The sequence below is a fragment of the Serratia nematodiphila DZ0503SBS1 genome (assembly GCF_000738675.1).
In the GTDB taxonomy this organism is placed as follows: Bacteria; Pseudomonadota; Gammaproteobacteria; order Enterobacterales; family Enterobacteriaceae; genus Serratia; species Serratia nematodiphila.
On the sequence record NZ_JPUX01000001.1, the window covers coordinates 872,653 to 894,226 of the forward strand.

A 21,574-nucleotide genomic window follows, 5' to 3' on the forward strand; every position below is an offset into this window, starting at 1 on the left:
ATGGTCTATCTTTAACGAGATGTCTGCACATTGCTTGAGAGTAAATCACTGTAATACGCTGATTGTTTGGTGAGTTATTCTGATGTGTTGCCGATAGGAGACAGTCTGTTTCCTTAAATATCAATGAGATGACTGTTTTACCGTTTCGTGTCACTTAGTCTGTCGTCAATAGGTGACAGTTTTTTGATTAAAAATCCGACTCAATGCTTTTTTTGTTTGATTTTTAAGGTGTTTATGGAGTTGGCACGGCGGTTGCAATATTCCTGTCGTGAACGCTTAATCGTATAGCGATGATGAAGTATTTACCGAGAGGCCGCGTGAAGGCGGCTGAAGGGTTCCGGCGCTCTGGCGCTGGGGCCCCCAACAAAAGGAAGAGATCGATGAAAAAGACCAAATTTGCACACTCGCTGATGGCTGTTGTTTTGGGTTCTGCTTTGGTGAGCGGCACTGCGCTGGCCGAAGACAGTCTGCTCAACAAGGCGTCTAACGCCGCGGACAGTGCCGGTGCCAAAATCGATAGCTCCATGAAAAAAGTTGACGGTTACATGGATGACAGCGCGATAACGGCTAAAGTTAAAAGTGCGTTGGTGGACGATAAAACCATCAAAAGCACTGACATTTCGGTGAAAACCGAAAAAGGCACCGTGATCCTGAGCGGGTTTGTCGGCAGCCAGGCGCAGGCGGAGCATGCGGTTGCGGTTGCCGGTAAGGTGGAAGGCGTCAAAACCGTCAGCGACAAGCTGCACGTGAAAGATGAAGCCAACCAGTCGATCAAATCGTATGCCGGCGACACCGCCACCACCAGCGAGCTGAAAGCCAAGCTGCTGGCCGATGACATCGTGCCGTCGCGCAATGTGAAAGTGGAAACCACCGATGGCGTGGTGCAGCTTTCCGGTGAGGTGAAAACGCAGGCGCAGTCTGAGCGTGCCGAAAGCATCGCCAAGGCTATCGACGGCGTGAAAAGCGTGAAAAACGACCTGGTGGTCAAGCCGTAATCCCGCCAGGCGCCCGTAACAAGTAACAACAAGCCGCATCTGTCGGGCCGTCAAGGCGGCCCGACGTGTACCACCAAAAAAAGAAACTGATTTGCCGTCGACGTCCGGTGTCGGGGCGGTAGACGGCAGCGAATTTTTTCACAATGGTAAGGAGAAGCTTATGTTTCGTTGGGGCATTATCTTTTTAGTCATCGCGCTTATCGCTGCGGCACTGGGGTTCGGTTCGCTGGCGGGCACCGCCGCCTGGGCCGCCAAAGTCGTGTTCGTTGTCGGCATCATCCTGTTCCTGGTCAGCCTGTTCACCGGCCGTCGGCGCCCTTAGCCGGCCGGCATTTTCCTGCAAACTGTAACAAAGCTTAATTCCTTTTCTCACCTCGGGGAGGGCCGGCCATGAACAGCGACATCATCGTCGGGCGCTGGAAACAGCTGAAAGGTCAGGTATGGCAGGCGTGGGCCGAATGGTCCGGCAGCGATGGTGCCTGGTTGGCCGGCAGCAATGATTTCCTCGTCGGCGTGCTGCAAGAGGATTACGGAAGAGAGCGAGACGCGGTATCCTCGGAGAAAACGTCTCACTGAGGATGCCAAGTTGGGATACAGAATACCCATCACGCTCGGCAATATAGAACCGCTGGCGTCTAAACCTTTTCGACCAGGAAAAATGGCGTTGGTCTGCGAAGGCGGCGGCCAGCGCGGCATTTTCACCGCCGGCGTGCTGGACGAGTTTCAGCGCGCGGGCTTTAACCCTTTCGATCTGCTGATTGGCACGTCGGCCGGCGCGCAAAATCTGTCCGCCTATATCTGCGGGCAGATGGGCTACGCGCGCCGGGTGATCACCCGTTACACCACCTCGGCCCAGTTCTTCAATCCGCTGCGCTTCGTGCGCGGCGGGCATCTGATCGATCTCGATTGGCTGGTTGATACGGCGGCGGCGCAGATGCCGCTGGCGATGGACGTGGCGGAACAGCATTTTATCGACGGGCGCGAATTCCTGCTGTGCGCCTGCCGCAGCGACGATTTCGAACCGGCCTATCTGCCGGCGCAGCGTGAACGCTGGCTGCCGGCCATCAAGGCGTCCAGCGCCATTCCCGGCTTTTACCGTCAGGGCGTGGAGTTGGACGGCGTCAGCTATCAGGACGGCGGCATCAGCGATGCGATCCCGGTGGAAGAGGCCTACCGCCGCGGCGCCGACACCATCGTGGTGATCCGCACCGTGCCTTCGCAAATGTACTACACCCCGCAGTGGATGAAGCGCATGGAGCACTGGCTGAGCGACAGCAGCCTGCAGCAGATGGTGCGCATCCTGCAGCATCATGAGCAAAGCTATCACCGCATCCAGCGCTTTATCGAGAAGCCGCCGGGCAAGCTGCGCATCTTCGAGATCTTCCCGCCTAAGCCGCTGGCCAGCAATGCGCTGGGCAGCCGACTGGGGGCGCTCAATCAGGATTATCACCTGGGGCGCCGCTGCGGCCGCTACTTCCTGGCCACCGTCGGCCAGTGGATGGCGCAGCAGGAACCGGACGGTATCAAGGTGCAAAAATCGTTGTCGCGCCGCCTTATCCAGCCGGAGAACGTCAGAATGCCTTCGCCGATCGTGACCGACATCGCCATGTCGCCCGATCTCACGGCGCAGCCGGAGGCTGCGGTGGCGGCGCCGAAGCTCATTCTGCCGGGCGATCTGCCGCCGGGTGAAGGGGGCGCGCTGTGAGCTACGCCTTTACCGACACCCACTGCCATTTCGATTTCCCGCCCTTTACCGGACATGAGGCCGAGAGCCTGACGCGGGCGGCAAGCGCCGGCGTGCAGCGCATCATCGTCCCGACGGTTACCGCCGATCGCTTCACGCGGGTGCTGCGGCTGGCGCAGGATCACGCGCCGCTGTTCGCCGCGTTGGGGCTGCACCCGCTGTATATCGCGCAGCATCATGAGCCGCAGCTGGAACAGCTGGCGGCGCTGTTGGCCGAACGGCCGCGCAAGCTGGTGGCGGTGGGGGAGATCGGGCTCGATCTGTATATGGACAACCCGCAGTTCGAGCGCCAGCAAAGCGTGCTGCTGGCCCAACTGAGGCTGGCGAAACAGCATGACCTGCCGGTGATCCTGCACTCGCGGCGTACCCACGATCAGCTGGCCGCGGCGCTGCGGCGCATGCAGCTGCCGCGTCGCGGCGTGGTGCACGGCTTCGCCGGCAGCCTGTCGCAGGCGCAGGCGTTTATCCGCCTCGGCTATTACATCGGCGTGGGCGGCACCATCACCTATGAGCGGGCGCAGAAAACGCGCGGCGTGATGGCGCAGCTGCCGCTTGAGGCGCTGCTGCTGGAGACGGATGCGCCGGACATGCCGCTGGCCGGTTATCAGGGGCAGCCGAATCGCCCCGAGCGTGCCGCCGAGGTGTTTCACGCGCTGTGCGAGCTGCGGCCGGAACCGGCCGACGAGATCGCCGCTCATCTGCAACGCAATACCCAGTCACTGTTTGCCATGCCGGATTGATGAGCTTATAACGTGACTTGTGTCACGTTATAGGATTTTCATTTGCGTCTCGTTGTATACATTTGTGACATAAATCGGTGCGAGGGTGACCTCGCTCAGTATAATCCCCCCGAAACTCTCCAATAGCAGACCTCTCTTCATGAGCAGGGATGTATTTTATTTTTTGCAACAGGGAAACTTTGCATGCAACTCATCATGAGTCTGGTCGGTATGGCGGTGCTGATCGCCATTGCGGTGCTGCTCTCCAGCAACCGTCGGGCCATCAAATTGCGCACCGTGGTGTGGGCGTTCATCATTCAGGTCGGCATCGGCGCGCTGGTGCTGTACGTGCCGCTGGGCCGCAGCATTCTCGGCAGTATGTCTAACGGCGTGGCAAACGTTATCGCCTACGGCAATCAGGGCATTTCGTTCATCTTCGGCGGGCTGGTGTCCGACAAGATGTTCGAGGTGTTCGGCGGCGGCGGCTTCGTATTCGCGCTGCGCGTCCTGCCGGTGATCGTGTTCTTCTCCTCGCTGATTGCGGTGCTGTACTACCTCGGCATCATGCAGTTGGTGATCCGCGTGTTGGGCGGCGGCCTGCACAAGCTGCTGGGCACCTCGCGCACCGAATCGCTGTCGGCGACCGCCAACATTTTCGTTGGCCAGACCGAAGCGCCGCTGGTGGTACGCCCCTATATCGCCACCATGAGCCAGTCAGAACTGTTCGCCGTGATGTGCGGCGGCCTGGCCTCGGTAGCCGGTTCGGTGTTGGCGGGGTACGCGCAGATGGGCGTGCCGCTGGAATATCTGATCGCCGCGTCCTTCATGGCCGCGCCGGGCGGGCTGCTGTTCGCCAAGCTGATGGTGCCGGAAACCGAGCAGACCCACGATAAAGACGATGCGATGAAGCTGATCGCCGAAGAGGATCGTCCGGCCAACGTGATCGATGCGGCGGCTTCCGGCGCGGCTTCCGGCATGCAGCTGGCGCTGAACGTCGGTGCGATGCTGCTGGCGTTTATCGCGCTGATCGCTTTGCTTAACGGTATTCTCGGCGGTATCGGCGGCTGGTTCGATTATCCGCAGCTGTCGCTTGAACTGATCCTCGGCTGGGTGTTCTCGCCGATCGCTTTCCTGATCGGCGTGCCGTGGAGCGAGGCGATGACCGCCGGTTCGTTCATCGGCCAGAAGATCATCGTCAACGAATTCGTCGCCTACATGAACTTCGGCGCCTATCTGCGCCCGGATGACGTAGTGGCGGCGGAAGGCCTGCAGGTGCTGTCGACGCACACCAAGGCGATCATCTCCTTTGCGCTGTGCGGCTTCGCCAACCTCTCCTCGGTGGCGATCTTGCTGGGCGGTCTGGGCAGCATGGCGCCCAACCGTCGCCACGACATCGCGCGCTTCGGTCTGAAGGCCGTGGCGGCCGGCACGCTGTCCAACCTGATGAGTGCCACCATCGCCGGCTTCTTCCTGGCGCTGTAAGTCATCACGGAGCCCGCGACGGCGCGACCGATCGCGGGACTCCGCCTATACTCTAAGCAACGCGGGTGTTTGCCGCACCCGCGATCTTCAGCCGCTTCTTTAGCGAATTTGTGAACGATATCGCGTTATTTTGTGATGCTCTTCACATATAATTCCGGTCTGTTACAGTGCTATTTCATATAGTGTGACGATGAACGCGAATCGCCTCCGGCATTCGTGTTCAAATAGCTATTACTGGCCGGCCGCAAGGCGGGTGGCCATGTGCGGTGAGAAGGATCTCAGTTGCCGCCGCGGGAACGCCGTTCCCCAGCGCTATCTTCATGGAACCAAGTCCGCTCGCCAACACCCAGGTACTCAGTTGGAGAGTTTTATGACCGAATTAACCGCAGCAGCGCAACGTGCGCTGAACTTGATGGATTTAACCACGCTGAATGATGATGACACCGACGAGAAAGTGATCGCGCTCTGTCGTCAGGCCAACAGCCCGGCCGGCCACACGGCGGCCATCTGCATCTACCCGCGTTTTATCCCGGTGGCGCGTAAGGCGCTGCGCGAGCAAGGCACGCCGGACATCCGCATCGCCACCGTGACCAACTTCCCGCATGGCAATGACGATATCGACATCGCGCTGGCGGAAACCCGCGCGGCGATCGCCTATGGCGCGGATGAAGTGGACGTGGTGTTCCCATACCGTGCGCTGATCGCCGGCAACGAACAGGTCGGCTTCGAGCTGGTGAAACAGTGCAAGCAGGCTTGCCAGGCGGCTAACGTGCTGCTGAAAGTGATCATCGAAACCGGTGAGCTGAAACAGGCCGATTTGATCCGCAAGGCGTCCGAGATCGCCATCAAGGCCGGGGCTGACTTTATCAAGACCTCCACCGGCAAGGTGCCGGTCAACGCCACCCTGGAGAGCGCCGAGCTGATGATGTCGGTGATCCGCGATCTGGGCGTGGCGAAGACGGTGGGCTTCAAGCCGGCCGGCGGCGTGCGCACCGCGGAAGACGCGCTGCATTATCTGCAACTTGCCGATCGTATTCTGGGCGAGGGGTGGGCCGATGCGCGGCATTTCCGCTTTGGCGCTTCCAGCCTGCTGGCCAGCTTGCTGACCGCGCTGGGCCACCAGACCCAGACCGCCGGCGGCGGCTACTGATCGATTTCGTTGGCGGGCGCCAGGCGCGCCCGTCTGCACCGACTCTCGGCGACACAGGGGGATGCCTTGTTCCTGGCTCAAGAAATTATTCGTAAGAAACGCGACGGCCAGCCGTTAAGCGAAGCGGAAATCCGCTTTTTCATCAACGGCATTCGCGACAATGTGGTGTCGGAAGGGCAGATCGCCGCGCTGGCGATGACCATTTATTTCCATGACATGAGCATGCCGGAGCGCGTGGCGCTCACCATGGCGATGCGCGATTCCGGCACCGTGCTGGACTGGAAGAGTTTGGCGCTGAACGGCCCGATCGTCGACAAGCATTCGACCGGCGGCGTGGGCGACGTGACCTCGCTGATGCTCGGCCCGATGGTGGCGGCCTGCGGCGGCTATGTGCCGATGATCTCCGGCCGCGGCCTGGGGCATACCGGCGGCACGCTGGACAAGCTGGAAGCTATTCCGGGTTTCAATATTTTCCCGGACGATAACGCCTTCCGCAAAATTATTCAGGACGTCGGCGTGGCGATCATCGGCCAGACCAGCTCGCTGGCGCCGGCGGACAAACGTTTTTACGCCACCCGCGACATCACCGCCACCGTGGATTCTATCCCGCTGATCACCGCCTCCATTCTGGCCAAGAAACTGGCGGAAGGGCTGGATGCGCTGGTGATGGACGTGAAGGTCGGTTCCGGCGCCTTTATGCCGACCTACGCCCTGTCGCAAGATTTGGCGCAGGCGATCGTCGGCGTGGCCAACGGCGCGGGCTGCAAGACCACCGCGCTGCTGACCGACATGAACCAGGTGCTGGCCTCCAGCGCCGGCAATGCGGTGGAAGTGCGCGAAGCGGTGCGCTTCCTGACCGGCGAATACCGCAATCCGCGCCTGCTGGAAGTGACGCTGGCGCTGTGCGTGGAGATGCTGCTGTCCGGCGGCCTGGCGAATGACGAGGCCGATGCGCGCGCCAAACTGCAGGCGGTGCTGGACAACGGCAAGGCGGCGGAAGTGTTTGGCCGCATGGTCGCGGCGCAGCAAGGGCCGATAGACTTCGTCGAACGTTATGATAGCTATCTGCCGGCGGCAACGCTGAGCAAGCCGGTGTATGCTGAAAATCCGGGCATCATCAGCGCCATGGATACCCGCGCGCTGGGCATGGCGGTGGTTTCGCTGGGCGGCGGCCGCCGCCGGGCGAGCGACGCCATCGATTACAGCGTCGGTCTGACCGAGGTGGCGCGCCTGGGTGATAAGGTGGATGCCCAGCAGCCGCTGGCGATGATCCACGCCAACGATGAAGAGAGCTGGCAGCAGGCGGCCGATGCGGTGCGTAGCGCAATGACGCTGAGCGACAAGGCGCCGGAGGCGACGCCGGTGGTGTATAAGCGCGTCACGGAATAACCCAAGAATCAGGAACGGCCGCGGCTTTTTCGCGGCCGTCCAAAGCGTGAGAACACGCAGGAGAGCACAGATGAAACGCACATTTATTATGGTATTGGACTCCTTCGGCATCGGCGCCAGCGAAGACGCCGAACGTTTTGGCGACCAGGGTTCCGACACTCTGGGCCACATCGCCGAGGTTTGCGCGCGCGGTGAAGCCAACGTGGGCCGCCAGGGCCCGCTGACGCTGCCTAACCTGAGCCGCCTGGGGCTCGGCAAAGCGGCGGAAGAGTCCACCGGCAACTTCCCGCAGGGGCTGGATCGCAATGCCGATATCATCGGCGCTTACGCATACGCCAGCGAGCTCTCTTCCGGTAAAGACACGCCGTCGGGCCACTGGGAAATCGCCGGCGTGCCGGTACTGTTCGACTGGGGCTACTTCAAGGACGAGCACAACAGCTTCCCGCAGGCGCTGCTGGATAAGCTGGTGGAGCGCGCCAACCTGCCGGGCTACCTGGGCAACTGTCACTCATCCGGCACCGTGATCCTCGATCAGCTGGGCGAAGAGCACATGAAAACCGGCAAGCCGATTTTCTACACCTCCGCCGACTCGGTGTTCCAGATCGCCTGCCATGAAGAAACCTTCGGCCTGGATCGCCTGTACGAGCTGTGCGAAATCGCGCGTGAAGAGCTAACCGAAGGCGGTTACAACATCGGCCGCGTGATCGCGCGTCCGTTCGTCGGCGACAAGCCGGGCCACTTCCAGCGCACCGGCAACCGCCACGATCTGGCGGTAGAGCCGCCGGCGCCGACCGTGCTGAAAAAGCTGGTGGACGAGAAGGGCGGCGAAGTGGTGTCGATCGGTAAAATCGCCGACATCTATGCCAACGTCGGCATCACCAAGAAGGTGAAGGCAACCGGCATCGACGCGCTGTTCGACGCGACCCTGATTGAAATGGAAAAGGCCGGCGACAACACCATCGTGTTCACCAACTTCGTGGACTTCGACTCCTCTTACGGCCACCGCCGCGACGTGGCGGGCTACGCCGCCGCGCTGGAGCTGTTCGACCGCCGCCTGCCGGAGCTGCTGAAGCTGGTGAAAGACGAAGACATCATCATCTTCACCGCCGACCACGGCTGCGACCCGACCTGGCCGGGCACCGATCACACCCGTGAGCACATCCCGGTGCTGGTCTACGGCCCGAAAGTGAAACCGGGCTCGCTGGGCCACCGCGAGACCTTCGCCGACATCGGCCAGACCGTCGCCAATTATTTTGGCCTGTCGCCGATGGATTATGGTAAGACCCTGTTTTAATTCGTGAGTTTAAGGCGGTGGCGCAGTTGGCCGCCGTCTGACATACCACGGCTTATACGTTTAACGCTATTTAATACGATTTAAAGGAAGAGAATTATGGCTACGCCGCACATTAATGCTGAGATGGGTGATTTCGCTGACGTAGTACTGATGCCGGGCGATCCGCTGCGCGCAAAATACATCGCCGAAACCTTCCTGGAAGGCGCGGTGGAAGTGAACAACGTGCGCGGCATGTTGGGCTTCACCGGCACCTACAAAGGCCGCCGCATCTCCGTAATGGGCCACGGCATGGGCATCCCGTCCTGCTCGATCTATGCGCGCGAGCTGATCGCCGAGTTCGGCGTGAAGAAGATCATTCGCGTGGGTTCCTGCGGCGCGGTGCGTGACGATATCAAACTGCGCGACGTGGTGATCGGCATGGGCGCGTGCACCGACTCCAAGGTGAACCGTCTGCGCTTCAAGGACAACGACTACGCGGCGATCGCCGACTTCGACATGGTGCGCAACGCGGTCGACGCCGCGGCGGCGCAGGGCATCCCGGCGCGCGTGGGCAACATCTTCTCCGCCGATCTGTTCTACACCCCGGATCCGGACATGTTCCAGGTGATGAAGAAGTACGGCATCCTGGGCGTGGAAATGGAAGCGGCCGGCATCTACGGCGTGGCGGCGGAGCTGTACGAAGAGTTCGGCTGTAAAGCGCTGACCATCTGCACCGTGTCCGACCACATCCTGCGTCACGAAGCGACCACGGCGGCGGAACGCCAGACCACCTTTAACGAAATGATCGTTATCGCGCTGGAATCCGTGCTGCTGGGCGACAAAGCGTAATACCGCGGCGGGCGTCGTCATGGCGCCCGCCCGTCAATCTATTCACTCCGCACGGCCGATTTTTTGCTAACGCTTTACCTTCCTGCCATTTAACGCTATTACTTCCTCTATCAATCTATTCACCAATCTATTCATCCGATGCTCACCGTTGAACAAGTTTTGCGTCATGGGCCGGCCACGGCTCGTCAACTGACAGAAGCGTTGGGCATCAGCCAGCCGACGCTATCGCGCCGTATCCGCGAACTGGCGGGCGCCGTATTGATCCTCGGTAAAGGTAAGGCGACGCGCTATGTATTGCGGCGCGGGATCGGCGGTGAGAGGCAGTTTCCGCTGTATCGGGTTGATGAACGGGGTAAGGCGCACCTGTTTGCCACGCTTTGCCCGCTGTATCCTGCCGATAACTGTGCGGTGTGCGATGAGCGCAGCGGAGAGTGGCAGCTCTATGACGGCCTGCCATGGTATCTGAATGACCTGAGGCCGATTGGCTTTCTTGGGCGAGCCTGGGGCAAAGCGGCGGCCCACGAGTTGAATTTGCCGGAGGATGTGCGGCGATGGGATGAGGGCCAACGTCTGTTGGCGCTCTGCCGTTATGGCGAAGACATGACCGGCGATTTGCTGCCTGGCGCCGACAGCTATCAGCGTTGGTTGATGCGGGAGACTGCCGTCGCTATCGCGGCGGAAGATAAAACCGAGCGTTACGCCGCATTGTCTGTCCAGGCGCTGGCCGGGGAGTTGGTGGGTTCCTCCGCCGGTGGCGAACAACCCAAATTTGCCGCCTATGCTGAGCTGACGCCTGGGCATCGTGCGCATGTTTTGGTGAAGTTCAGTCTGGCGCCGACGCATGCCATTGCACAGCGCTGGAGCGATTTGCTGATCGCCGAGTCACTGGCGTTGCAGACGGTCGCCGCTGCGGGATTGCCTGCCGCAACGGCGCAAATCCTGTTTGGCGCCGATCGACAATGCTTTTTAGAGGTAGAGCGCTTTGATCGCATCGGCGAAGAAGGGCGGGTGGCGATGGTGTCACTGGAGGCGCTGGATGCCGAGTTCAGCGGCAGCGGCCATGCCAACTGGGTTGTGGCGGCTAATCGGTTATTGCAGCAAGGCGTGATTGATCGCTCTGCCTGCCAACGGATTGCCCTGTATTGGGCCTTTGGCCGCTTGATCGCCAATAGCGATATGCACCAGGGTAATCTGTCGTTCTTGCGGCCAACGCAGCGGCCGGTCATGTTGGCGCCTTTGTACGATATGCTGCCGATGGCTTTTGCCCCGGCAAGCAGCGGCAATCTGCGCCACGACGCAGTGGAGATCCGTTTGAGCAATGAGGTGAGCGGCGCCGTCTGGCGGCAAGCGGAGCTATTGGCTCTCGAGTTCTGGCGGCGCACGGCGCAACATGACGACCTCAGCGAGGCGTTCCGGGCGATTGCCGAGCAAATGCTGGCGCAACTGCAGAAACTGCACGAACGCATTCAACGCCTGGCCTGAGTTACTCCTTCTTCGGCGCTTCCTGCTTTGTCTCCGGCGCATCCTCGTCGTCTTCCACCGTATTGCCTTCTTCCAGTGGCGTGTTGGCGGTCAACAGGTACGGCGACTGCTGCCAGCGGCTGCGGCGGTGCTGCAGCAGGGTGCGCGCCAGAATGATGCCGATCGCCAGCGCCAGCAGGATCATCAGGCGCAGCAGGTTGGTGGTGTTGTCCACCTGTTTGGATTCGGTCGCCAGCACGTGGGTGTCGAGGGTAATGCGGATAAAGCCGATCGGGCCGTCTTTGCCCTGAATGGATTCGACCAACTGGTGGTTGAAGTAGCTGCCGGCGCGTTTGCCGTCGAGCGACAGGCGATCGCGTATACTTATCTGCTCCCCGGCGTGGGAGACCAGCGTGCCGTCCAACTGATACACGCTGACGTCGAGAATGCGGCTGTGATCGGTGAGCTGCTTGAGGATGGCGTCGATGCGCGGGTTGTTGCCGTCGTCGTCCAGCAGCGGCGCCAGGCTGTAGGCGACCTGTTTGGTCAGCGTCTGCGCCAGCTCTTCCACCTGCTCGGATCGCGCCATTTGGTGACTCAGGCTAAAATAAGAGGCGCCCTGCATCAGCAGCACCAGCAAAGCCAGGCAAATCAGGATAATAGCGGTGCGGTGCAGGCGAAATTTCAGTTTAGCGCGAGCCATGCAGGTTCCTTGGGCATCGGGGACACTTTATGTTGCCAGAACCGCTGGCGATAGGATAGCTTGATGCGTCGTTTTATCATGCAGCGTTTTTGTCCATTCAGGAGTCAATGATGTCAAACAGTCTGACCTATTGCGATCTTCCGGCGGAGATCTCTCAATGGCCGGGTCTTCCCCTTTCGCTCAGCGGCGACGAAGTGATGCCGCTGGACTACCGGGCGGGCAATACCGGGTGGCTGTTATACGGCAGGAAGCTGGACAAGGCGCGCATTACCCAATTCCAACGCAAGCTGGGCGCGGCGATGGTGATCGTCACCGCCTGGGGCGTGGACGACTATCAGGTGGTGCGCCTGGCGGGCACCTTGACGCCGCGCGCCAAGCTGTTGGCGGCGGAGAGCGGGCTGGACGTGGCGCCGCTCGGCAAGATCCCGCACCTGCGCACGCCGGGGCTGCTGGTGATGGACATGGATTCGACGGCGATCGAGATCGAGTGCATCGACGAGATCGCCAAATTGGCGGGCGTCGGCGAACAGGTGGCGGAAGTCACCGAACGCGCGATGCGCGGCGAGCTGGACTTTACCGCCAGCCTGCGCCAGCGTGTCGGCACGCTGAAAGGGGCCGACGCCAACATCCTCAAGCAGGTGCGCGACGAGCTGCCGTTGATGCCGGGGCTGACCAGCCTGGTGGGCAAGCTGCAGGCGATGGGCTGGCATGTGGCGATCGCCTCCGGCGGCTTCACCTACTACGCCGAATACCTGCGCAACCGGCTGCGGCTGGTGGCGGCGGCGGCCAATGAGCTGGAGATCCGCGACGGCAAGCTGACCGGCGAAGTGCTGGGGCCGGTGGTGGACGCGCAGTTTAAAGCCGACACGCTGCTGCGGCTGGCGGAGAAGCTGGAGATCCCGCTGGCGCAAACCGTGGCTATCGGCGACGGCGCCAACGATTTGAAAATGATGCAGGCGGCGGGGCTGGGCATCGCCTACCACGCCAAGCCGAAAGTGTATGAAAAAGCGCAGGTATCGATCCGGCATGCGGATTTGATGGGCGTGCTGTGTATTCTCACCGGCAGCCTGAAACACGAAGTGCGATAACGAAAGATTGAGGTAAGACGTGGCAAAAGCGGCAAAACGGGCATTTGTGTGCAATGAGTGCGGGGCGGACTATCCGCGTTGGCAGGGGCAGTGCAGCGCCTGTCATGCCTGGAACACCATCACGGAAGTGCGTGTGGCCGCGTCGCCCGCCGCGGCGCGCAACGATCGCCTCAGCGGCTATGCCGGCGACGCCGGCGTCAGCAAGGTGCAGAAACTGTCGGAAATCAGCCTGGAGGCGCTGCCGCGCTTCACCACCGGCTTTCTCGAGTTCGACCGCGTGCTGGGCGGCGGCGTGGTGCCCGGCAGCGCGATTCTGATCGGCGGCAACCCCGGCGCCGGCAAGAGCACCCTGTTGCTGCAGGTGTTGTGCAAGCTGTCTGAACAGATGAAAACCCTGTACGTCACCGGTGAGGAGTCGCTGCAGCAGGTGGCGATGCGCGCTCACCGTCTGGGGCTGCCGACCGGCGGCCTGAACATGCTGTCGGAAACCAGCATCGAGCAGATCTGCCTGATCGCCGAGCAGGAACAGCCGAAGCTGATGGTGATCGACTCGATTCAGGTGATGCACATGGCGGACATTCAGTCTTCGCCGGGCAGCGTGGCGCAGGTGCGGGAAACCGCCGCCTACCTGACGCGCTTCGCCAAGACGCGCGGCGTGGCGATCGTGATGGTCGGCCACGTCACCAAAGACGGCTCGCTGGCCGGGCCAAAAGTGCTGGAACACTGTATCGACTGTTCGGTGCTGCTGGACGGCGACGCCGATTCCCGCTTCCGTACCCTGCGCAGCCACAAGAACCGCTTCGGCGCGGTCAACGAGCTGGGGGTGTTCGCCATGACCGAACAGGGGTTGCGCGAAGTCAGCAACCCGTCGGCGATCTTCCTCAGCCGCGGCGATGAGGTCACTTCCGGCAGCTCGGTGATGGTGGTGTGGGAAGGCACCCGTCCGCTGCTGGTGGAGATCCAGGCGCTGGTGGATCACTCGATGATGTCCAACCCGCGCCGCGTGGCGGTGGGCCTGGAGCAGAACCGGTTGGCGATCCTGCTGGCGGTGCTGCACCGGCACGGCGGGCTGCAGATGTCGGATCAGGACGTGTTCGTCAACGTGGTCGGCGGGGTGAAAGTCAGTGAGACCAGCGCCGATCTGGCGTTGCTGATGTCGCTGGTCTCGAGCCTGCGCGATCGGCCGCTGCCGAACGATCTGGTGGTGTTCGGCGAAGTGGGGCTGGCGGGGGAAATTCGCCCGGTGCCGAGCGGCCAGGAGCGGATCTCCGAAGCGGCCAAGCACGGCTTCAAGCGCGCCATCGTGCCGCACGGCAATATGCCGAAAAAGCCGCCGGCCAACATGCAGGTGTTCGGGGTCAAGAAGCTGGCGGACGCGCTGGACGTGCTGGAAGAGTTTTATTAATGTCGCCGACGGCGAGCAAGATATGCTATTTTGTTTAGCATACTAAACGGAGGTAGCCATGCCGCAATTTGATTACCTGAAGACGTCCATCAAGCAAAAAGGCTGCACGTTGCAGCAGGTGGCGGATGCCAGCGGCATGACCAAGGGCTATCTGAGCCAGCTGTTGAACGACAAGATCAAAAGCCCGAGCGCGCAAAAGCTGGAAGCGCTGCACCGTTTTCTCGGGCTGGAGTTCCCGCGTAAAGAGGTTAAAGTCGGCGTGGTGTTTGGTAAATTTTACCCGCTGCACACCGGCCACATCTACCTGATCCAGCGCGCCTGCAGCCAGGTGGATGAGCTGCACGTCATTTTGTGCCACGACGAGCCGCGCGACCGCGAACTGTTCGAGAACAGTTCGATGTCGCAACAGCCGACGGTCAGCGATCGCCTACGCTGGCTGCTGCAGACCTTCAAGTACCAGAAAAACATCCATATCCACTCGTTCGACGAGCAGGGCATCGAGCCCTACCCGCACGGCTGGAACGTGTGGAGCGACGGCATGAAGGCCTTTATGGAACAGAAAGGCATCGTGCCGAGCTTTATCTATTCCAGCGAAGCGCAGGATGCGCCGCGTTACCGCGAGCATCTGGGCATCGAAACCATTCTGGTCGATCCCGAGCGTTCGTTCATGAACATCAGCGGCAATCAGATCCGCCAGGATCCGTTCCGCTACTGGGATTACATCCCGACCGAGGTGAAGCCGTTCTTCGTGCGCACCGTGGCGATCCTCGGCGGCGAGTCGAGCGGCAAATCGACGCTGGTCAACAAGCTGGCCAACATCTTCAACACCACCAGCGCCTGGGAATATGGCCGCGATTACGTGTTCTCGCACCTGGGCGGCGACGAGATGGCGCTGCAGTACTCCGACTACGACAAAATTGCCCTCGGGCAGGCGCAATACGTGGATTTCGCGGTCAAGTACGCCAACAAGGTGGCATTTATCGATACCGATTTCGTCACCACCCAGGCGTTTTGCAAAAAGTATGAGGGGCGTGAACACCCCTTCGTGCAGGCGCTGATCGACGAATACCGTTTCGATCTGGTGATCCTGCTGGAAAACAACACGCCGTGGGTGGCGGACGGCCTGCGCAGCCTCGGCAGTACCGCCGATCGGCTGGCGTTCCAGCGCCTGCTGGAGGAGATGCTGCGCGCCAACAATATCGAGTATGTGCACGTTGAGTCCAGCGATTACGAGGAGCGCTTCCTGCGCTGCGTCGAGCTGGTGCAACAGCTGCTGGCGGCGGACGCCGGCCGGTTGGCGAACGCGCCCGCCCAGCATCACGCCGCAGGCTGAGCAAAATTAGCGTAATGTGCGATCGCGCGGCAGAAACGGCCGCCCTGGCGCACATTTAACGGCTTGTTTAAACATGGTTCATTCGACAGCGACTACGTTAAGCTTTTCTTTACAATAACGCTTAGAAGAAGACATGTCTTATCGCTTGCTCGCTCTTTGGTTGGTCTGCTATGCCGCAGCCTGGACGCTGCTGACTGTTCATCTCGATCCTACCCTGCCTTACGACGCCGTCGAGGCGCTCAACTGGGGTCTCAACGGCGAATGGGGCTCACCGAAAAACCCGTGGCTGGTCGGGGCGGCGATGCAGCCGGCGATCGGGTTCTCGTGGCTGCCGCTGAACCTGTACTGGTATGGCGGGCACTTCATCGCCATCGCCATCGGCATGTTGGGCGTCTGGCTGTTGGCGCGCCGGCTGAGCGGCAGCACCTCGCTGGCCTGGATGGCGCTGTTGACGCTCAACCTGTCCGGCATCATCAATTTCGACATCATTCCCTACAACGACAATTACCTGTTGGTGATGCTGTGGCCGTGGATGGCGCTGTTTTTCCACCTGGCTATTTCGCGTTCGGCCAACTGGTGGCCGGCCTTCGCGCTGACGGCCGGTTTGGCGATGATGGCGAAGTACTCGACCTTCGCCTTCGTCTATTTCGCCGCGCTGTCGACGCTGTTCGTACCGCAGATCCGCCGCTGTTATCGCCAGCCGCAGTTCTATCTGGCGGTGGCGATCTGGTTGGCGCTGGTGTTGCCGAACGTGTTCTGGTTGTGGAACCACGATTTCGCCGCCTTCAAGTGGGTGGATTCGCAGATCAAGATGCAGCTCAATCTCGACATGCTGCAGTCGCTGCTGCTGGTGTTCTATCCGTCGCTGGTGCTGTGGGGGATCCTGCGGCGCAGCGGGGCGGTGCTGGCCTGGCCATCGGCGTTGCCGATGCGGGTGTTGCTGTGGGTCTACCTGTTGCCGCTCGGCATCATTACCTTCTGGTTCTCTTTCAACGTCGGCGGCCGGCTGACCGAATGGTTGCAGCCGTTCTTCATGCTGGCGCCTGCGCTGTTGGTCGGTTGCGTGCGCCAGCCGCCGGTGCGTTCGCTGCGCGCGGCGACCATTGGTCTGATGTGCGCGGCGCTGGCGGTCTACCTGGGGTATGCCGCGGTGATGCTGGGCAACGTGCGCAACGCCGGCCAGAAAATGGTGGGTATCAAGACGTTCAGCGCCGAGGTGGAGCGGCAGTGGCAGGAGCGGTATGGCGTTGAACTGCGCTACGTCGGCGGCGAATACCTGTCGCAGTGGATGACGGTGTACGCCGGTTCCCGGCCGCGAACCATTACGCGTTGGTCCAATCATACGCGGCCGAATATCTACAACGTCAACATCAGCTATCCGCAGATTGCGCAGCACGGCGTTGCCCTGTTCGGGCGGTTGGGTGAGGACTGCGCGCGCAGCGACTTCGGCGGCGAGTTGGCCCACTGGCCGAAGATGCGCCTCGATTGGCAGCAGACGCTGACGTTCCGCGCCGATCCGCATAGCGACGAGCAGACGCTGTGCGTCGGCTTCGTTCGTCCGCAGTAACGGCGGCGCGCCGCGCCGCCGCGATTCAGGCTCAGTAAGCGATAACCAGCTTGCCTTGCATATGGCCGCCGAGCAGCTGTTGATGCGCGGCGGTCAGCGTGTCTACCGACAGCCCGTGCAGGGTTTCGCTCAGTGTGGTGCTCAGCTTGCCCTCGTCCAGCAGCTGCGCCACCTGCTGCAGGATCTTGCCCTGCTGCGCGATGTCCGGGGTGGTGAACATGCTGCGGGTGAACATGAATTCCCAGTGCAGCGCGGCGCTTTTCAGCTTCAACGCGTTTTGATCCAACGGCTGCGCGTTCTCGACGATGGTGCAGATATGGCCGAGCGGCGCGATCAGTTCGGCCATCGCCGGCCAGTGGCCGTCGGTATCGTTCAGACACAGGATGTAATCCACCTGCTCGATGCCCTGCTGCGCCAGGTTACCTTTCAGATCGCGGTAGTCCACCACCAGATCGGCGCCGCGCTCACGGCACCAGGCGGCGGATTCCGGTCTTGATGCGGTGGCGATCACTTTCACCTTGCTGCGCAGTGCGGCCAGCGGAATGGCCAGCGAGCCGACCCCGCCGGCGCCGCCGATGATCAGCAGCGTCTTGTGCTCCGGCGCGTCCTGAATGTTCAGGTGTTCGAACAGCGCCTCCCAGGCGGTAAGGGCGGTGAGCGGCATGGCGGCGGACTCGGCCCAGTTCAGGCTGCGCGGCTTGTGCGCGGCGATGCGTGAGTCGATCAGTTGGTGGCTGCTGTTGCTGCCGGGGCGGGTGATGTCGCCGGCGTACCACACTTCATCGCCGGGCTTGAAGCCGCTGACGCCGTTGCCCACGTCCACCACGACGCCGCTGGCGTCCCAGCCGAGAATGCGCGGCTGCTGCAGGCCGTTTTTCTGCAGACCGGCGTGCACTTTGGTGTCCACCGGGTTGACCGACGCCGCTTTCACTTCCACCAGCAGATCGTACTGGCCGGGAACCGGCATCTCCGGTGAGATTTCGATGAAATCGGCGGGGTTCTGCGGGTCTACGGCAATGGCTTTTATCGACATGATTGTACTCCTTTCAAATGATGCCCCCAGTGTAGACCCGCGACAGTGGGGTGATAAGATGGACAATATCTAACGGAGTGTTCGTTTAAGGTGAACAATGGAATTCAAACAACTGCAGGACATGGCGTTGTTCGCGCTGGTGGCGGAGTGCGGCAGTTTTACCGCCGCCGCGCAGCGCGTTGGGTTGCCGAAATCCAGCGTCAGCCAGCGCATCAGCCAGCTCGAGCAGACGCTGGGGCTACGGCTGCTCAATCGCACCACGCGCCAGCTGAACCTGACCTTCGCCGGTGAGCGTTATCTGGAACATTGTCAGGCCATGATGTCTGCTGCCGAGCGGGCCGATCTGGCGTTGCAGCGGCTGCGAGATAACCCGAGCGGCCGCCTGCGCATCTCGACGCCCGCCGGGCTGGGGGCGACCCTGGTGGCGCGGCTGGCAGCGGATTTTCAGCGCCAGTACCCGGACGTTTCGCTGGAGGTGTCGGTGTCCGACGCCATGGTGGATCTGGTGCAGGAAGGTTACGACGCCGCGCTGCGCACCGGCAAGCCACAGGACTCTTCGCTGATCGGCCGCCGTCTCGGGTATGCGCCGCGCTATCTGTTGGCCGCACCGTCCTATTTGGCGCAGCACCCGCCGATCGAACATCCGCAACAGCTGCAGCAGCATCGCTGCATCGCCCACCGCGCCTGGACGGCCTGGAACCTGCGCTGCGGCGATGACTACTACCGTTGGCAGCTGCCGCTGGCGCACACCACCGACAATCTGCTGTATGCGCGCGAATGCGCCATCGCCGGCGCGGGGATCACGCTGCTGCCGGCGTTTCTCAGCCGCGAGGTGGTGGCGCAGAAACTGTTGGTGGAGGTGCTGCCGGCGTGGCGCGCAGAAGGGAATGAGCTATATCTGGTCTACCCGAGCCGCAAGCTGAATTCCGCGGCGTTGGCCTGCTTCATCGATGTGGTGCTGCAGCATCCGGCGTTCGACGACTACGCCCGCGAGCTGGCGCGGGAGTAAAAAAAGGCGCCGCATGCGGCGCCTTGGGTATTACTTGGCGATCTTCTTGTACTTGATGCGGTGCGGCTCGAGCGCGTCGGCGCCCAGCGTACGCTTCTTGTACTCTTCGTACTCGGTGAAGTTGCCTTCGAAGAATTCCACCTTGCCCTCGTCCTGGTAGTCCAGGATGTGGGTGGCGATACGGTCGAGGAACCAACGGTCGTGCGAGATCACCATGGCGCAGCCAGGGAATTCCAGCAGGGCGTTTTCCAGCGCGCGCAGGGTTTCGATATCCAGATCGTTGGTCGGTTCATCGAGCAGCAGTACGTTGCCGCCAACCTGCAGCAGCTTGGCCAGATGCAGACGGCCACGCTCACCGCCGGACAGCTCGCCCACGCGTTTGCCCTGATCGACACCCTTGAAGTTGAAGCGGCCGACATAGGCGCGGCTTGGCATCTCGGTGTTGCCGATGCGCATGATGTCCTGCCCGCCGGAGACTTCTTCCCACACGGTTTTCGAACCGTCCATGTTGTCGCGGAACTGATCGACGGACGCCAGCTTGACGGTATCGCCCAGCACAATGCTGCCGGAATCAGGCTGCTCCTGGCCGGACATCATGCGGAACAGCGTGGATTTACCCGCGCCGTTCGGGCCGATGATGCCGACGATCGCGCCTTTCGGCACCGAGAACGACAGGTCGTCGATCAACAGGCGGTCGCCATAGGACTTACGCAGGTTGCTGACTTCGACCACTTTATCGCCCAGGCGTGCGCCAGGCGGAATGAACAGCTCGTTGGTTTCGTTACGTTTCTGATATTCGGTGTTGTTCAGCTCTTCAAAGCGGGCCAGGCGGGCCTTGCCTTTGGACTGACGGCCTTTGGCGCCCTGACGCACCCACTCCAGCTCTTTCTCGATCGACTTGCGACGGGCGGCTTCGGCGGACGCTTCCTGTGCCAGACGCGCGTCTTTCTGCTCCAGCCAGGAGGAGTAGTTGCCTTCCCATGGAATGCCTTCACCGCGGTCAAGTTCGAGGATCCAGCCGGCCACGTTATCCAGGAAGTAACGGTCGTGGGTGATCGCTACCACGGTGCCTTCGAAATCGTGCAGGAAGCGTTCCAGCCAGGCCACGGACTCGGCGTCCAGGTGGTTGGTCGGTTCGTCCAGCAGCAGCATGTCCGGCTTTTCCAGCAGCAGGCGGCACAGCGCGACGCGGCGGCGTTCACCGCCGGACAGGTGGGCGATTTTGGCGTCCCAGTCCGGCAGGCGCAGCGCATCGGCGGCGCGTTCCAGCTGGGCGTTGAGGTTGTGACCGTCGTGCGCCTGAATGATCTCTTCCAGGCGACCCTGTTCGGCGGCCAGCTTGTCGAAGTCTGCGCCTTCTTCCGCGTACAGCGCGTACACTTCGTCCAGGCGCTTCAGCGCGCCGACCACTTCCGCCAGCGCTTCTTCCACCGACTCACGCACGGTGTGTTCGAGGTTAAGCTGCGGCTCCTGCGGCAGATAAGCGATCTTGATGCCCGGCTGCGGGCGCGCTTCCCCTTCGATATCGGTATCGATGCCGGCCATGATGCGCAGCAGGGTGGACTTACCGGCGCCGTTCAGGCCCAGCACGCCGATTTTGGCCCCAGGGAAGAAGCTCAGGGAGATGTTTTTCAAAATATGACGCTTCGGCGGTACCACCTTGCCGACGCGGTGCATGGTATAGACGTATTGAGCCACGTTGCTCTAAGCCTCTCTATATCAGTATTTATAGGATGTCTGGCGGCATGAGTGTAGCCCGTTTCGATCTCGGATCCCAGACATCGCTCAGCGATCGCTAAGTATAACCGTTTATGCGCCGATAAAGGCGCATATTGGTGGCTTATGGCGTGACGACGATCGCGACGCGGCGGTTTTCCGCACGGCCGCTGGAGGTGCGGTTATCGGCAACGGGATCGCGCTTGCCCATGCCGCGGGTTTCGATATTGGCGCGCGGAATGCCGACGCTGGCCAGCAGATCGGCCACCGCATCGGCGCGGCGCAGGGAGAGCTGATCGTTATAGCTGTCTTCACCGTAGTTGTCGGTATGGCCGTCCAGGCGGAACTTGGTGATGCCGACGCTCAGCAGCGCACGGCCCATCTTCTGTACCGTCTCGGTGCTTTCCGGGTTCAGTTTGCCGATGTTGTTGCCGAACAGCACCTTATCCGACAGGCCGAACTCCCAGCCGTTATCGGTCAGTTTGAAGCCCTGCGATTGCAACAGCGCGACCTGCTCGGGTGTCAGGCCCTGCGGTTTGCTCTGGCAGCCGGCGAGCGCCAGCAGAGCGACGAACATCATCGTCAGCAGTGAAAAACGGCCTTTAAAAAGTTGCTGTATCATAGTCAAAATCCCTAGTTCAAGTGTTATAGCCGGGGC

The 21,574-nt window shown here is 61.4% G+C and carries 20 protein-coding genes; 16 read left to right on the top strand and 4 right to left on the bottom strand.

Going from position 1 to position 21,574, the window contains the following annotated elements; translation table 11 throughout:
- The first annotated feature begins 380 nt into the window (after nt 1-380).
- The 11 genes from osmY (at nt 381) to yjjJ (ending at nt 11,083) form a co-directional block, all read left to right on the top strand.
- Nucleotides 381-995: a molecular chaperone OsmY gene (osmY, locus tag JL05_RS04010; protein ID WP_004933091.1), complete on the top strand. Its 615-nt coding sequence runs from the start codon at nt 381-383 to the stop codon at nt 993-995.
- A 160-nt stretch (nt 996-1,155) separates the two neighbouring features.
- Nucleotides 1,156-1,317, top strand: coding sequence for a DUF1328 domain-containing protein (locus JL05_RS24420; protein ID WP_004933089.1), 162 nt, complete (start codon nt 1,156-1,158; stop codon nt 1,315-1,317).
- A 68-nt stretch (nt 1,318-1,385) separates the two neighbouring features.
- On the top strand, nt 1,386-1,571 hold the full coding sequence (locus JL05_RS04015; RefSeq protein ID WP_004933086.1) for a CsbD family protein: 186 nt from the start codon (nt 1,386-1,388) through the stop codon (nt 1,569-1,571).
- 10 nt (nt 1,572-1,581) lie between these two features.
- Nucleotides 1,582-2,700, top strand: a complete 1,119-nt coding sequence (locus JL05_RS04020; protein ID WP_033631741.1) for a patatin-like phospholipase family protein — start codon at nt 1,582-1,584, stop codon at nt 2,698-2,700.
- Entirely contained in the window at nt 2,697-3,479 is a 783-nt protein-coding gene (locus tag JL05_RS04025) for a TatD family hydrolase (protein WP_033631742.1), read from the top strand. The genes JL05_RS04020 and JL05_RS04025 overlap by 4 nt, the downstream gene beginning before the upstream one ends.
- Nucleotides 3,480-3,662: 183 nt before the next feature.
- Nucleotides 3,663-4,940: a NupC/NupG family nucleoside CNT transporter gene (locus JL05_RS04030; RefSeq protein ID WP_004933076.1), complete on the top strand. Its 1,278-nt coding sequence runs from the start codon at nt 3,663-3,665 to the stop codon at nt 4,938-4,940.
- Nucleotides 4,941-5,310: 370 nt separating this feature from the next.
- Nucleotides 5,311-6,090, top strand: coding sequence for a deoxyribose-phosphate aldolase (gene deoC, locus JL05_RS04035; RefSeq protein WP_004933072.1), 780 nt, complete (start codon nt 5,311-5,313; stop codon nt 6,088-6,090).
- Between the two features lie 66 nt (nt 6,091-6,156).
- Nucleotides 6,157-7,479 carry a thymidine phosphorylase gene (gene deoA, locus JL05_RS04040; RefSeq protein WP_004933068.1) on the top strand — a complete coding sequence of 441 codons (1,323 nt, stop codon included), beginning with the start codon at nt 6,157-6,159 and terminating at the stop codon, nt 7,477-7,479.
- 70 nt (nt 7,480-7,549) lie between these two features.
- Nucleotides 7,550-8,773, top strand: a complete 1,224-nt coding sequence (deoB, locus tag JL05_RS04045; protein WP_004933063.1) for a phosphopentomutase — start codon at nt 7,550-7,552, stop codon at nt 8,771-8,773.
- Nucleotides 8,774-8,869: 96 nt separating this feature from the next.
- Nucleotides 8,870-9,601 (top strand): purine-nucleoside phosphorylase, encoded by a 732-nt coding sequence (deoD, locus tag JL05_RS04050; protein WP_004933059.1) that lies wholly within the window; start codon nt 8,870-8,872, stop codon nt 9,599-9,601.
- 138 nt (nt 9,602-9,739) lie between these two features.
- Nucleotides 9,740-11,083 carry a type II toxin-antitoxin system HipA family toxin YjjJ gene (yjjJ, locus tag JL05_RS04055; RefSeq protein WP_033631743.1) on the top strand — a complete coding sequence of 448 codons (1,344 nt, stop codon included), beginning with the start codon at nt 9,740-9,742 and terminating at the stop codon, nt 11,081-11,083.
- A 1-nt stretch (nt 11,084) separates the two neighbouring features.
- Here the strand turns inward: yjjJ and JL05_RS04060 are convergent, their stop codons facing one another.
- Nucleotides 11,085-11,765, bottom strand: coding sequence for a YtjB family periplasmic protein (locus JL05_RS04060; RefSeq protein WP_033631744.1), 681 nt, complete (start codon nt 11,763-11,765; stop codon nt 11,085-11,087).
- A 110-nt stretch (nt 11,766-11,875) separates the two neighbouring features.
- Here JL05_RS04060 and serB point away from each other — a divergent pair, with 110 nt between their 5' ends.
- From serB to JL05_RS04080, 4 genes are all read left to right on the top strand, one after another.
- A complete protein-coding gene (gene serB / locus JL05_RS04065; RefSeq protein WP_004933052.1) occupies nt 11,876-12,853 on the top strand; it encodes a phosphoserine phosphatase in 978 nt (325 codons plus the stop codon).
- Nucleotides 12,854-12,872: 19 nt separating this feature from the next.
- Nucleotides 12,873-14,258, top strand: coding sequence for a DNA repair protein RadA (gene radA / locus JL05_RS04070; RefSeq protein ID WP_033631745.1), 1,386 nt, complete (start codon nt 12,873-12,875; stop codon nt 14,256-14,258).
- A 58-nt stretch (nt 14,259-14,316) separates the two neighbouring features.
- Nucleotides 14,317-15,591, top strand: coding sequence for a multifunctional transcriptional regulator/nicotinamide-nucleotide adenylyltransferase/ribosylnicotinamide kinase NadR (gene nadR, locus JL05_RS04075; protein WP_015376596.1), 1,275 nt, complete (start codon nt 14,317-14,319; stop codon nt 15,589-15,591).
- 133 nt (nt 15,592-15,724) lie between these two features.
- Nucleotides 15,725-17,158: a glycosyltransferase family 39 protein gene (locus tag JL05_RS04080; RefSeq protein ID WP_033631746.1), complete on the top strand. Its 1,434-nt coding sequence runs from the start codon at nt 15,725-15,727 to the stop codon at nt 17,156-17,158.
- Between the two features lie 31 nt (nt 17,159-17,189).
- Here the strand turns inward: JL05_RS04080 and JL05_RS04085 are convergent, their stop codons facing one another.
- Entirely contained in the window at nt 17,190-18,191 is a 1,002-nt protein-coding gene (locus JL05_RS04085; RefSeq protein WP_033631747.1) for a zinc-binding alcohol dehydrogenase family protein, read from the bottom strand.
- Nucleotides 18,192-18,288: 97 nt separating this feature from the next.
- Between JL05_RS04085 and JL05_RS04090 the strand changes: the two genes are divergently transcribed.
- Nucleotides 18,289-19,200 (top strand): LysR family transcriptional regulator, encoded by a 912-nt coding sequence (locus JL05_RS04090; RefSeq protein WP_033631748.1) that lies wholly within the window; start codon nt 18,289-18,291, stop codon nt 19,198-19,200.
- Between the two features lie 30 nt (nt 19,201-19,230).
- Here JL05_RS04090 and ettA read toward each other — a convergent pair whose 3' ends face one another.
- Both ettA and yfiB read right to left on the bottom strand, forming a co-directional pair.
- Nucleotides 19,231-20,898: an energy-dependent translational throttle protein EttA gene (gene ettA, locus JL05_RS04095; protein WP_033631749.1), complete on the bottom strand. Its 1,668-nt coding sequence runs from the start codon at nt 20,896-20,898 to the stop codon at nt 19,231-19,233.
- 142 nt (nt 20,899-21,040) lie between these two features.
- Nucleotides 21,041-21,538 (bottom strand): outer membrane lipoprotein YfiB, encoded by a 498-nt coding sequence (gene yfiB, locus JL05_RS04100; RefSeq protein WP_015376601.1) that lies wholly within the window; start codon nt 21,536-21,538, stop codon nt 21,041-21,043.
- Nucleotides 21,539-21,574 lie beyond the last annotated feature (36 nt).